Annotated in this window: 14 protein-coding genes; all 14 read right to left on the reverse strand. The window is 40.0% G+C overall.

The window, feature by feature from the left end:
* Nucleotides 1–16: 16 nt before the first annotated feature.
* The 14 genes from NYE23_RS23245 to NYE23_RS23310 all read right to left on the reverse strand — a co-directional run bounded on the left by NYE23_RS23245 (nucleotide 17) and on the right by NYE23_RS23310 (nucleotide 13179).
* Complete coding sequence (locus NYE23_RS23245; protein WP_341081571.1) at nucleotides 17–985, reverse strand: methyl-accepting chemotaxis protein; 969 nt, start codon at nucleotides 983–985, stop codon at nucleotides 17–19.
* A gap of 190 nt (nucleotides 986–1175) precedes the next feature.
* Entirely contained in the window at nucleotides 1176–1442 is a 267-nt protein-coding gene (locus tag NYE23_RS23250; protein ID WP_341081573.1) for a phosphocarrier protein HPr, read from the reverse strand.
* Between the two features lie 55 nt (nucleotides 1443–1497).
* The gene (gene lpdA / locus NYE23_RS23255) at nucleotides 1498–2898 is read right to left on the reverse strand and encodes a dihydrolipoyl dehydrogenase (protein ID WP_341081575.1); all 1401 of its coding nucleotides are present in this window, start codon (nucleotides 2896–2898) and stop codon (nucleotides 1498–1500) included.
* Between the two features lie 13 nt (nucleotides 2899–2911).
* Nucleotides 2912–4249 (reverse strand): dihydrolipoamide acetyltransferase family protein, encoded by a 1338-nt coding sequence (locus tag NYE23_RS23260; RefSeq protein WP_341081576.1) that lies wholly within the window; start codon nucleotides 4247–4249, stop codon nucleotides 2912–2914.
* 16 nt (nucleotides 4250–4265) lie between these two features.
* The gene (locus NYE23_RS23265) at nucleotides 4266–5255 is read right to left on the reverse strand and encodes an alpha-ketoacid dehydrogenase subunit beta (RefSeq protein ID WP_341081577.1); all 990 of its coding nucleotides are present in this window, start codon (nucleotides 5253–5255) and stop codon (nucleotides 4266–4268) included.
* A 14-nt stretch (nucleotides 5256–5269) separates the two neighbouring features.
* Nucleotides 5270–6250: a thiamine pyrophosphate-dependent dehydrogenase E1 component subunit alpha gene (locus tag NYE23_RS23270; RefSeq protein WP_341081832.1), complete on the reverse strand. Its 981-nt coding sequence runs from the start codon at nucleotides 6248–6250 to the stop codon at nucleotides 5270–5272.
* A 161-nt stretch (nucleotides 6251–6411) separates the two neighbouring features.
* Complete coding sequence (locus NYE23_RS23275) at nucleotides 6412–6765, reverse strand: PTS glucitol/sorbitol transporter subunit IIA (protein ID WP_341081578.1); 354 nt, start codon at nucleotides 6763–6765, stop codon at nucleotides 6412–6414.
* Nucleotides 6766–6802: 37 nt separating this feature from the next.
* On the reverse strand, nucleotides 6803–8080 hold the full coding sequence (locus tag NYE23_RS23280; protein ID WP_341081579.1) for an NAD(P)H-dependent oxidoreductase: 1278 nt from the start codon (nucleotides 8078–8080) through the stop codon (nucleotides 6803–6805).
* A 250-nt stretch (nucleotides 8081–8330) separates the two neighbouring features.
* Complete coding sequence (locus NYE23_RS23285) at nucleotides 8331–9269, reverse strand: sugar-binding transcriptional regulator (RefSeq protein ID WP_341081582.1); 939 nt, start codon at nucleotides 9267–9269, stop codon at nucleotides 8331–8333.
* Between the two features lie 144 nt (nucleotides 9270–9413).
* On the reverse strand, nucleotides 9414–10427 hold the full coding sequence (gene srlE / locus NYE23_RS23290) for a PTS glucitol/sorbitol transporter subunit IIB (protein ID WP_341081584.1): 1014 nt from the start codon (nucleotides 10425–10427) through the stop codon (nucleotides 9414–9416).
* 13 nt (nucleotides 10428–10440) lie between these two features.
* Nucleotides 10441–10968: a PTS glucitol/sorbitol transporter subunit IIC gene (gene srlA / locus NYE23_RS23295; protein WP_250801303.1), complete on the reverse strand. Its 528-nt coding sequence runs from the start codon at nucleotides 10966–10968 to the stop codon at nucleotides 10441–10443.
* Nucleotides 10969–10982: 14 nt separating this feature from the next.
* The gene (locus tag NYE23_RS23300; RefSeq protein ID WP_341081589.1) at nucleotides 10983–11408 is read right to left on the reverse strand and encodes a transcriptional regulator GutM; all 426 of its coding nucleotides are present in this window, start codon (nucleotides 11406–11408) and stop codon (nucleotides 10983–10985) included.
* Nucleotides 11409–11758: 350 nt separating this feature from the next.
* Nucleotides 11759–12091: a bh protein gene (locus tag NYE23_RS23305; RefSeq protein ID WP_341081591.1), complete on the reverse strand. Its 333-nt coding sequence runs from the start codon at nucleotides 12089–12091 to the stop codon at nucleotides 11759–11761.
* A 122-nt stretch (nucleotides 12092–12213) separates the two neighbouring features.
* Nucleotides 12214–13179: a sugar-binding transcriptional regulator gene (locus tag NYE23_RS23310; protein ID WP_341081593.1), complete on the reverse strand. Its 966-nt coding sequence runs from the start codon at nucleotides 13177–13179 to the stop codon at nucleotides 12214–12216.
* Between the last annotated feature and the right edge of the window lie 217 nt (nucleotides 13180–13396).

A 13396-nucleotide genomic window follows, 5' to 3' on the forward strand; every position in this document is an offset into this window, starting at 1 on the left:
TGACCCCTTTTAAAACTTAGTAATTTACCGCCTTAACCTGCGAGATGGCGCCTTCAAGTTTCTCGTCAACAACTCTGGCATCGTCAATATGCCTCTGAATCAGTTCCTTCACCTGGTCAAAAACTGACTTTGTATCCGCAATCTCATCAGCTACTTCCTCGGAATACCCCTTCTGAATGTTGATCATTTCAATCACTTCACCGACTTCTGTTTCAACTGCATGAATAAGGTTCGTGATCGAGTCAATTTTGCTGGTCGTTTGGCCGCTAAGGGACATGCCATTTTTAATTAATTCGGTGCTTGCAACTGTTGAGTTCAGCGTCGCTTCAATATCATCCTGAATATTTTTCGTCAGGGAGCTGATATTCGCCGTGCTTGTCGCTGTGCTTTCGGCCAGTTTCCGGACCTCATCCGCCACGACTGCAAATCCTTTACCCTGCTCGCCTGCGCGTGCCGCTTCGATGGATGCATTCAATGCAAGAAGGTTCGTTTGCTCTGCAATATCTTTAATGACCTGAACAATCATCTCGATTTCTTTTGACCGTTTGCTCAGCGCCTCCATTTTCTGTGAATTCACTTCCAGCTGCTCTCCCAGCTGCTTAATCAGCTGCTCAGACTTGCTGACGGATCCGCGGCCTTCCTCCGAGCTTTTGACCATCTCTTTTGCAGATTGAATCAGGTTTTCCCCTTTATTCGATAGAGTGAGGCTGTTTGAAAAAGTAGCTTCGCTATGTCTTTTTACATTTTCAAAACCGTCTTTTATTTTCAGAACCAGGTCGCCCAGCATATAATGCTGACCATTGACCATTTCATGCTGGCTTACTGTAGTTGTCAAATCTTCATTAAATGATTGAATCAGTGTCTGATAAAAACTTTCCTTGCGCTGAAACTCTTCTTCAGCAAACTGGAGTTTTGCTTCCAGTTCCCGTTTTTCGTTTTCCAGCTGCTTTATCTTACCTTTTCCGAACATCATTGATCTCCCCATCTCTTATATACTCCTTTATTATATCGACAGAAAACGTGAAATTTTGTGACCTTTTTCACTCTTTTTTTAAAATACAATAGTTCTTTATAAATACCTTTAACAAGTAAACAGTAAAGTTCCCAGGAAACACAAAAAAGGAACATGTTAAAAACACGTTCCTTTTCGATGAATTAATAGTAGTTGCTTTTTACTATTCAGCAAGCTTATGCTCATTTAGTAAAGCCGCCAGATTTTTTATCGCTTCTTCCTGGTCAGCGCCTTCTGCTGTTATGGTGATTACTGCACCTTTGGGAATTCCCAGTGACATGACGCCCATAATTGATTTTAAATTAACAGCTTTTTCTTTATAGCCCAACTTTATCTCAGAATCATGCTTACTTGCTGCCTGTACCAGGATTGTTGCCGGTCTTGCATGGATACCCGTTTCATCGATAACAGTGAATGTTTTTTCAATCATATTCCGTTTTTCACCCTTTTAGATTATTTAATTAATCGATTACTAATGTCTTATTCTAGGTGAGCACCTTATGAGAATTGTTTAATTTGTTTTTTGCTTTAACAGCTGCCTCATAAAAGGACTCGGACAAGGATGGATGAGGGTGAATCATTTTCGCAGCTTCTTCTATTGTTCCTTCGAGATACATAAAAGCAGAGGCCTCAGCAATTAATTCTGTAACGTGTGACCCTGCCATAACTGCTCCTATAATTTCACCGTATTTTGCATCGTAAATGATCTTCGTAAAGCCTTCCGTCTCCCCAGCACTCAAGGCTTTACCATTTCCAGCGAAATCGAACCTTTCTACTCTTACATCCAGTCCTTGCTTGCGCGCTTCATCCTCTGTTAATCCTACTGATGCAATTTCAGGAAGTGTATAAATGCAGCGGGGCATTACTTTGTAGTCAATTTTTTCGTTGCTGCCTGCAGCATTGGCAGCAGCTACCGTACCTTCCGCACTTGCAGCGTGTGCTAATTGCCAGCCGCCAATTATATCACCAACAGCATAGACATTCGGTAAGCTGGTTTCCAATCTGTCATTAACCTTTATAAATGGCCCATCATGTTCAATGTTTACTTCTTTAGCTGCTGAAAGATTTGGACGGCGGCCTGTACAAACCAATAGTGACGCTGCATCAAACGATACTATATTTCCCTTTGAGTCACTGCATTTTACTTGTTTCAAACCACCGGCTTCATTTACATCCTGGACACTGACGCCAGTATGTATTTTGATGCCTTTCTTTTTTAATGATTTTGTCAGAAATTTGGAAGCCTCACTATCTTCCGAAGGCACAATCTGACTGGCTGCTTCTATAATGGTTACATCTGATTTTAGAGATGCGAAGATTGTTGCAAACTCAACCCCAATTACTCCGCCGCCTATAATAATTACCGATTCGGGTATCTCTTCCAGATCAAAGATCGTATCACTCGTTTCGTATTGAACTGCTTCAAGACCTGGAATCTTGGGAATAGCTGGAGTCGAGCCTGTAGCAAGAATAACCTTTTCGGATTTTAGCACTTTCTCCTCGGAACCCATTGTTAATCTAATATTTCCATCTTTTTGGATTAACCCGAAGCCATTATAAATATCTATTTTTCCTTGTTTGAGCAGATAGGAGATTCCGCTGCGCAAACGATTAATCACTTCATCTTTTCTTTGTCTCATTTTACTTAGAGATAAGGTTAACTCACCTGAATCGATTCCCCAATCTCTTGCTTTTTCAATTTGTTCAATTATTTCTGAGTGTTTTAAATAGGTCTTAGAGGGGATACAGCCTCTATTTAAACAGGTTCCCCCCAGAAAGTCCGCTTCAATCACTGCTGTCTTCTTACCTAACTCCGCTGCATGAAGAGCGGCAACATATCCTCCAGGTCCTCCACCTATAACAATCACATCATATGTTTTCTCCAAGCTCTCCACCTCCCTACACCAATAATTCGAATGGATTTTCAAGAATGTACTTTAATTCTGTAAGGAAAGCAGCCGCTGGAGCACCATCCATTGCACGGTGATCGAAGGAAAGACTCAGTGTTATCATCGGGCGTACAGCCAAATTGCCCTCAACTGCTACTGGCCTATCCAGAATTCGGCCAACTCCCAGGATAGCACTCTCTGGCTGATTAATGATCGGTGTAAATACATCAACTGCATACATGCCCAAGTTACTGATTGTAAAGGTTGAACCCTTCAGCTGATTTGGGTGCAATTTATTTTCACGGGCAAGTTTACCTGCCTCTTTGGCATCTTCCGTAATTTGTGCCAGTCCTTTTTCATTAACATTCTTGATAACAGGAACCATAAGCCCATCCTCAACAGCCACGGCAAGACCAATGTGAACTTGTTCATGCTGAATGATTTCCTCTCCCTCAATGGAAACATTGACTCCAGGGTGTCTGGAAAGTGCCTTCCCTGCTGCTTTAATTAGAATATCCGTAAAAGATAAACGGAGCCCAGTCTGTTTTTCAATGACAGGCAATAACGAAGTTCTAAGTTCCTTAACCTTTGTCATGTCTGCATCTGTAGTAAGTGTCACATGCGGTGCTGTATTAACACTTTCAGACATCCTTTTAGCTATAACCTTCCTCATCCCTGACATCTGTTTGCGATTCGGCTCTGCTGTTGCGGAACTGGAGGTCCTGTTATTTACAGCTGTGGAGATATCACTTTTCAAAATCTTGCCATTAACTCCGCTTCCTTTAATGTCACCAAGAGGCACTTGTTCTGAAGCTGCCACTTTACGCGCAAGCGGGGTTGCCTTAGGTGAAGAGGATGCCAAATGAGCCAATACATCCTTTTTCTGGATCCTTCCCTTAGGACCACTTCCCTGGATAAATACTAGCTCTACATCATTCATCCGGGCTTGTTTACGGGCAGCAGGTGTTGCCCTGACCTTTTCGCCTTCATTGGCTGCTCCAGCTTCTTTAGGTACTTCCTGTTTTTCCGGAACAGGTTCTTCATCAGGACTTTGGCTTTCAGCTTCTGCACCTCCTGAAATACCGGGAGAATTTTCAGGTACTTGCTCGTTCTTATCTCCAATGTATCCAATTATTTGGTTAACAGGCACCTGGTCATCTTCCTGAAAGTACTTTTTCAGCAAAACTCCCTGGTCGTATGCCTCAACTTCAATATTAATTTTATCGGTCATGATCTCAAAAAGCGGTTCACCTATCTCTATTGAGTCGCCTTCTTCCTTAAACCATTGAAGGAGAGTGCCGACTTCCATGGTACTGCTGAGTTTAGGCATAAATATTTCTTTAGCCACCGTATCCCCCTCCTTCTTATTTATATTTTACTGTTTCTTTAACTGCTTCAATTATGTCTGGCACCTGTGGTATAGCAGCTTTTTCTAATTTAGGGTTGTACGGAATGGGAACCTCCTTGCCCCCAAGACGTTTAATTGGGGAATCAAGATAGTCAAAAGCCTCACTCTCAGCAATTACACTGACTATCTCGCCGCCAATGCCTCCGCGCTGCACAGCTTCATGTACAACTATTAATCTGCCAGTCTTTTTAACTGAATTAATAATGGTCTCTTTATCCAGCGGTACTATAGTTCGGGGATCGATTACTTCTGCACTGATGCCCTCTTTTTCGAGTTCATAAGCCGCTTCAAGCGCCTTATGAACCATAATTGCTGTAGCAACGATGGTCACATCTGTGCCTTCACGTTTGATATCTGCTTTACCCAGTTCAATTGAATATGCTTCTTCAGGAACATGAGAAGATGTTTTGTACAGAAGTTTATGCTCATAAAAAATGACTGGGTTATCATCATCAATTGCGGCTTTTAACAACCCTTTTACATCGTAAGCTGTTGAAGGCTGAACTACTTTTAATCCAGGAATATGAGCCATCCATGCTTCAAGACTTTGTGAATGCTGGGCAGCTGCTCCGGTTCCGGAGCCAGCAGGGGTTCTTAAAACCATTGGCACCTTGCCTTTCCCTCCGAACATATAACGGGTTTTAGCAGCTTGGTTAACCATTTGATCCATGGCAATTGTAATGAAATCGGAAAACTGAAGTTCTAAAATAGGGCGCATTCCAGTTAAAGCAGAACCAACCGCAGCCCCTGCTATGGCCGCCTCAGATATCGGTGTATTGCGAACACGCTCCGGTCCGAATTCTTCTATCATTCCACGAGTGACTCCGAAAGCTCCTCCATAAACACCTATGTCTTCGCCAAGGATAAAAACATCATCGTTTTGCCGCATCTCCTGGCTCATTGCCTCGCGAACTGCTTCCAAATAAGTAATCTCTCTAACCGCCATTATTTTCATCCTCCTTAGGCATATACATCTTCCAGTAAGCTATCCATTGATGGTTCCGGACTATTTTCTGCAAACTTTACTGCCTCTTCTATGGCCTGATAAGCTTCATCCTGCAGCTGTTTTGCCTCTTCCTCAGTGAATATTTCTGCATTGATCAGTGTTTCTTTAAAGCGTTTAATGCCATCTTTTGCTCTCCACTCCTGCTCTTCTTCACGGGTGCGGTACTTTTTGGCATCACTCTTGGAATGTCCTTTCCAGCGGTATGTTTTCATTTCAATTAGAGTCGGGCCTGCTCCATCCCGCGCTTTCTCCACAGCTTCATTTACTGTATTCATGATCTCAATCATGTCATTGCCGTCAACGACCTTTCCTGGGATCCCGTAAGCACCTGCGCGGTCTGCAATATTTTCTATTCTGGTCATGTCTTTAACCGGTCCTGACATGCCATATTGATTATTCTCGCAAATAAACACAACAGGAAGATCCCAGATAGCTGCAAGATTAACAGATTCATGGAAGCTTCCTTCATTTGAAGCTCCGTCTCCAAAGAAGCATAGCACTACATAATTTTCTTTCTTCATTTTCGAGGTTAAAGCTGCTCCTACAGCAAGAGGCAGACCGCCGCCAACAATGCCGTTTGCACCAAGATTGCCTTTTTCCACATCCGCAATATGCATCGAGCCGCCTTTCCCTTTACAATAGCCTGTTTCTCGGCCAAAGAGCTCCGCCATCATTTTATTGACGTCTCCTTCTTTCGAAATACAATGCCCGTGTCCCCGATGTGTACTTACAATTTTGTCCTTTCTTCCGATCACAGCAATTGATCCTGCAGCGGATGCTTCCTGACCAACACATAGATGGGTAGTTCCATGAATCATCCCTTTGGCAAAAAACTGATCTACTTTTTCATCAAAATATCGAATCATCCACATTTCTTTATACAAATCTTTTAACTTTTCTTCCGTAATCATTTTAGGCAGTTCTAACTTTTGCACTTTCATTTTCCATCCTCCTTTTACATTTGTTCTCATTAGTTACATTTGTAAAAATCATATAATCTAAACACCAATAAGTCAAGTGTCAACAAAAAAGGGAGAAAGGGAAAATGTTAATTTTTTCCTCCTTCTCCCTTTAATAAGTTCGTTTACTATTAAGATTAATTAAAAGTAATAACGGTTCCATCCTGAATAGCAGGAAATTTATGCGGAGAGGCAAATACTGCCCCTGGCAATACATCCTCTAATGGCTCTTGAAAATATATGGAAATGTGGCCCAATTCCTTAAAGTTTTTATTGGCGTGGGATCCAAGTGCTGTAATTGTAAAGGATTCATTATCAAACGAAATAGTTCCGCCTGCTTTTAATGGTTCATCTGTTAAACTTTCAACCTCATGAATTACTGCCATTTCCCTTAGTTCTTTTGGTGCCTGAGGGCCAAATAAAATTACAATCCTGTCTTCTTTGAAGGTTGGCACCAGCACTCCAATTTCTTTTACAACTGTTTTTGTCACCTTATTAACCTCCATTAACCTTACTTTTGTTTTATTTTTATAGTTTGATAACAGGGCTTTTCTCTGGATTTAATGTAAAAAGCTGATCCTGGAGGGATCTCAGTTTCCAGACAGTTGTTTCCTTGTCTAACTCAACGTCGTCCTGAGTTAAGAATTGACCCGTTTTAATATCCTTTTTTGCAACGACTTTTCCGCTTATAAGTCCGATAGGGATATGACCATTAGTTTTCATATCAGAATGCGTTTCCAGAACTCCTCGTACAGAATATCCGCCAATTCCATCAACGGACTCTCCAGCTTTTATATCACGTTTTGCTACGGCCACTGTTTCAGATACAGGTGCTCCAAGCGGATGAATAGAAGAATCATGCTGAAGAACAGCCTTTGCAATTGTGACCGGTGTTTCTAAACTTGCAAGATGATATGGACGGTATAGTGTGTAATGCGGCCCGTTTCCTACTTTTAAATAGCGTAATTCTTCATCAACCGGCTCCAGCTCACTTTTCACAATAACGAATACACCTGGTGCAAGGCCGTCTACATATTCAACAACTCCAAAGTTATTTAAAACACCGCCATTTTCCTTTAGATTCAGCTTATCTGCCACATCTTCAAGTGTTGCAGAAACCCCATGCATTCCGGTCAGATCAGGAATTAACCCTGTGGCATTACTCAGAAGATTCATTTCTGCCATCGTTTTTGTTCCATCCTGGAATGCAGCGAGCATATGAGCACTCATATGTTTCCTTTGAGCCTCTTCTCTGCAGACGTCAGGATTGGAAAGAGGATTTAATTTGTTATTTTTTCCTTTTCCAGCAACTAATACTTCTAAGCCCATCGTTTTTGCGAATTCATACAGTTCAAGAGTCGCAGCTGGTTCATCACCTGCTGAACCGGTATAAACCAGTCCTGCATTATTAAAAAGCTGGTACATAACTGATCCAATAGTAATATCCACTTCTACATTTAGAAGAACAAGGTGTTTTTTAGACCTTAATGCTTCAAGGGAGATATTAGCACCAACTTCAGGAACTCCGGTCGCATCAACAATCACTTCCACGTCTCTTGATTGGATAACTTCCCGGTAGTCGTTTGTTACCAAAACCGGATTCCTTTTTTTAGATTTCGAGTTATAGTAATCTGCTGCCTTACGTGCAGCCTCAGTATTTACGTCACATACTCCTGTTACGATCATTCCAGGGATTCTTGAGATTTGTGTAATCATACCGAATCCCATTTGTCCTGCCCCTATAACCCCCACCCGGATAGGGGCGTTTTCCCGTTCACGTGTCAATAGTTGCTGATAAATAGACATTTTCCAGACCTCCAGCCTTTTATATTGTAGCGCTTACATTTTCATCATGCTGCTATGTCGTAACATGCGTTACCAACCATAACATTTAATTAAAATTATTAACATTTGTGAATAAAATTATCATTTGTTCCTACAATGCAAGTTTAATCCTCAATAAAAGGGATGTCAAGTAAGAACTTTCAAAAAATTTATTAAATTATTTATTTTAGATAAAAGATAAGCTACGCTGAAAGATCAGCATAGCTCTGAATTATATAAGAAGCCCTTTTGCCGTAGCTTCATCAGTTATTAGAACGTCAATCAATTTTCCTTCAAGCGAAGCCTTAATAGCTTCAACCTTTTCCAGCCCCGAAGCCACCCCTATTACAAGCGGTATTTGACTCAATTTTTCAAGTTCCAGAGAGATCACTCTATCATTCCACGGATTTTGAACAGGCTTGCCAAATTTGTTAATAAAGTTGTAGCATATATCTCCCACTATTTCTGAATTACACGCAATAGACTCATGATCCGGTCCCAGATAGGATTTCACCATAGTTGAATGCTCAGGTTTACCTCCAATCCCTACGACAGCGATATCAGACTTTGCTGCTAAATCAAATGTACTTTTTATTGATGGCTGTCTCATCAAAATTTCCTTAGCTTCCTTTGTATCCACCATTACTGGAATATGCAGCAGTTTATAATTAGCTTGAAGGATTGAGCCCACTTTAGCTACTATGGAGTTAGAATGAATATCTACATTCTCGTTTCCGACACCTCCCACTAAAGGCACTACCGTTAATTCAGGATATATTTGGGGCGAATGAAGCACTTTAGCAACTTCATTCAATGTAGTTCCTGATGAAAAACTAATAATCTGTCCGTCCCTAATGACTCTCTGTAAAAAATCACTTACGGCTTCACCCAACTGCCTTTTTGACGATTCTTGGCCGACACTTTCAATACAAACTACTTCCCGGATATTGTATAAAAGCTCAACTCTTCTTTCTAACTGACTGAACTGCTGCAGGCCTTCCTCATGGATGGTTATTTCAACGATCCCCAAATCCCTTGCTTTGGTTAAATACTTTGAAATCAGGGATCTGCTGACACCGATTTTCTGTGCGATTTCTGATTGAGTAGCGCCTTCGTTATAATACATTTGTGCTACCTTTACTAAAATTCTCCGATTATCCAGCGTAATCATATTTCCTCCTCTAATGGAAACTCCTATTCTGATTAGATTTTACTTGAAAACACTTCCAATTAGAATAAAGAAGAGAAAACTATGCATCAAAGGCACAATTACTTGGCTCATTTTTGCATAGTTTCTGAGTCCTTAAACAATATTTTAATACATACCGAAGCTCGCAAAGTAGGCAATTACAACTGATAATACCCCTGTTATCAATCTGCTGTAAAGTACAGCAGGAACCCCGTATCTTACCGTTTCCGGCTTGGCTTCTCCAAGTGACAGGCCAACAGGAATGAAGTCGCAGCCTACTTGCCCATTAATGGCGAATAGTGCTGGCAGAGCATAGGCCGGGGGAATGTTCCCCAATGCAATCTGACTCCCAATCAGAACGCCCACTACCTGTGCAATAACTGCTCCGGGTCCAAGGACAGGGGATAAAAATGGGATTGTACATACAATAACAATCACTAGCAGTCCCCAGATTGAGCTGGCTAATGGGGAAAGGGAATTTGCAATCACATCACCAATTCCAGTATAGTTTATGATACCGATCAGCATACTGACAAAAGCCATAAATGGGATAATGTTTTTTATTAGCATATCAACCGTATCACGGCCAGCCTGATAGAATGTCCCCGTGACATTCCCTATCCCTTTAGAAAATCTGAGAAGGAAGTTATCTCCCTTGCTTGCGTGCTCTTTCTTCAGCTGGTCATAATCTTCTTTAAATTTTTCTTTATCTTTCGTATTAAATTTAGGCTCATTTACAGCTTCTTGAGCCCCAGCAACTTCTTCATAGTCTTCCGCTAATGTAATATCTTTTACGGTCACACCAGATACAAAAATATCTTCAGTAATATATTTTGAAAGCGGGCCAGATGGAGAAGATGGCAAAACATCAACTGTAGGAATACGCTTCATAGGGTAAACGCCAATACGGGCAGTTCCTCCGCAGTCAATGACCACACACATCATTTCTTCTTCCGGATATGACCCATTAAAACCATCAACAGCCTGAGTGCCGGTCAGCTCTGCAATTCTTTTTGCAACTGGGTGTATGCCGCCGCCAGTAATAGAAACAACTTTATTTTTCTTTCCCTTAGGCTGAATATGAAGACCCATGCCCCATCCGCCTGATCCTTTTGCAACAAATACTGTACGCTCACTCATTTGGATACCCCCTTTATTGTACTCCTGCTTCTTTTTTAGCTAAATAATTCGTAATTAACTCTGTTACTATTCCACGTATTAAAATTATAACAACCCCAACTAAAAAGTAACGGACAGCCAGGTCTGCTACCGGAAGACCCAGCTCCTTAATTCCATTTGCAATTCCCAGATAAACAAAAAGCTCACCAGCGTTAGCATAAGGAAATAAACCAGTTACAGGATGAACAAATGAAACGGCTGAATCATAGAAAGCAGGCTTTTGCTTTTCAGGCAGGAACCGGCCGAATGTGTAAGCCATTGGATTGGTTAATAATAGAACCGATAGAACCGGCATTAATGTATAACGAAGCAAACGGTACTTTGCAGCAAATTGAATAATCCGAGTTACCCTTTCTTCACCTACAAACTTCATAATTGCATAGGTAAACGTCAATAGCACCACTAAGGTGGGGACAATTCCTGTAAATAGTCCCATAAATGTTTCTCCACCAGCATTAAACATTCCTATAAAATGTTCTCCAAACCATTTTACCCATTCCATAATACGTTCCCCCTTTAATGTCCAACCGAAATTTTATTTTTTGAAATAGATAACAGGGCAGATTCCCCTGCCTTCGCCAATGCCTTCCAATAGGACGGTATACCCTTATCCTTTTTATTTACAGATTTATCCTTTATCGTTTTCAAGACTTCACCTACATGACTGCCTTTATATGAATCTAATGGCTTAAATTTTGTAAAAACTGTCATTCCTTTTAACATATAACACTCATGGATCATGTAGTCCTGGTCTACCACCATGATGACGATAGCTCCTGGACTGAATTTTGATCTTTCCATTCCAGAGAATACGAAATAGCCGTCTTCCCCTTTATAATTACTGATGATTTTGTCCAGGCTTTTCTTATAATATTTAATCTGCAAAAGCGAAAGGGCATGTTGAATGATTAGAAGGGCACATAGGATTACAACGAGTTTCACAAAATTCCCCCTTAATATAAATTTTCATTAATCCTAAAATAGTAACCGCTTACATTTAGAATACAGATAAACCTGGTGGAACAAATGTTCAACCTTTAAACAATAATCTTGTTTATTTCACATATGACACACTTTGTTACATTTGTTAGTATTAAGAATAATTTAAATCATCAGTACTGTCAATCAATTTTTATATTTATCTGAATCTTAAGGAGAGTAAGTTGCATGCACCATGAATTTCTTGCCTGAAGCATTCATTTACAATATAAAAAAGCTGATTCAGAGCTGCATAAAAAAACAGCTCTGAATCAGCCTTTGCCGGACAGTATACTTAAGAAATGAATGAAATACTATTCTCCTTTTATTTTTTTATAGGATTCTTTTGTTTCATTCAAATACTTCATAAGACGATATGGTTTGCTAAGGACTCTTTTGGGCAGATCCTCTGCTAACTTGTTCGGATCTTTTTTTAATTCTTCGGTTAATCTAAACGGTTTTGAAGTAATTCTTTTATATACTTCCTTATATAATTCTCTTTTAAAATCCATATTCATCTCATTTGTACGCTTACAATTGTCACATTGTATCTTATTAATTTTCCCATTTAAATATCTTACATGATGCAGGGTTTCATCCAAGCATTTTGAGCAAAAAAGGTAGGTATCGGTTTCTGAAATTTTCATTTATACTCTACTCCTTATTAAGGATTCTTAAAAATTGAAATCCTGAATACCTTGATTTTTATTTAAATTCAGTAATCTAATTATATTATATACAGAAAACTTTTGGTCAGACACTGTTCTGTTCAAAACTTTTCGTTTTCGCTTTCGTATTTATTTATTACAGCGCTTGCCGTCTTTTCATCAATTATCAAGACATTAATAATCCGGCCATGCAATGCACCCAAAACACTCTCTGCTTTTTGCTGCCCTTCAACAAGAGCAATGACCGTCTCAATATTTTTTAATTCCTCCAGCGATATTCCAATTACCCGTTTATTTATTGTATCATCCACTTGTATACCCTGATTATTGTAAAATCTGAAGCCAATATCGCCTACTACCCCAAGCCTTTGCAGCTGTGACAGGTCATCCTCTTGTAAATATCCTATCTTCATTAAGGTAGATTCTTTGTATGGATTTCCGATGCCAATAATCGCCATATCCACATTTCGCCCGCTTTGTAATACCAGCTCTATATCCTGCATAGCCATGAGCCTTTCTCTGAGTTCTTCTGTTGCCACTATGGCCGGTGCATATAAATAAGTGCATTGCCCTTTAATTTTCTTAGCCAGTTCATTGGCTAAGTGATTAGCATGTATTTCGACTTCCTTAACGCCCATTCCTCCTTCTAAAGGAACTACTTGAATATCATTTCTGCGTTCATAGGGATATTCCTGTATTAGACTGGAAAGTGTAGTTCCCCAGGATATCCCTATACTCTGCACATTTTTTAAATTTCGGGATATATATGTGGCTCCAGCCTGACCAATTGCCTGTTTGGCCATTTCTCCCGGTAAATCATCATTGGGTACCACAATAGCACTTTCCAGATTGAAATATTGCTCCAGTTTCTGTTCCAGTTCCACTGTCATAACACTCTCATCTTTAATGTAGATATTTACAATACCTTCCTCTTTTGCTTTTTGCAGCAGCTTTGAAATAACAGGCCTCGAAACTTTTAGTTTTTTTGCTACATCCGCCTGTGTCAGACCTTCTTTATAATATAGGTTTGCAACCTTCACCAATTGCCTCTTTTCATGCCAGTCCACACTCATTACTCCTTTAACGCCAGGTTATTTAATCATGTTTTGATAGTTTAGGCTATTTTACCATACTCCTTTTTTTAATTAAAAAAAGACCGGAATATGTTGTGTTTCTAAATAGTAATTGACTATTTCATTTGAATCAGGTAATTTATACAAAAGTTCTTATGGTGAACAATTGTTCAGCACAGTCTTATACAAAATTTTTCGTTCCATAGGATAA

Origin of the sequence: Cytobacillus sp. FSL H8-0458, from assembly GCF_038002165.1 — a bacterium.
In the GTDB taxonomy this organism is placed as follows: Bacteria; Bacillota; Bacilli; order Bacillales; family Cytobacillaceae; genus Cytobacillus.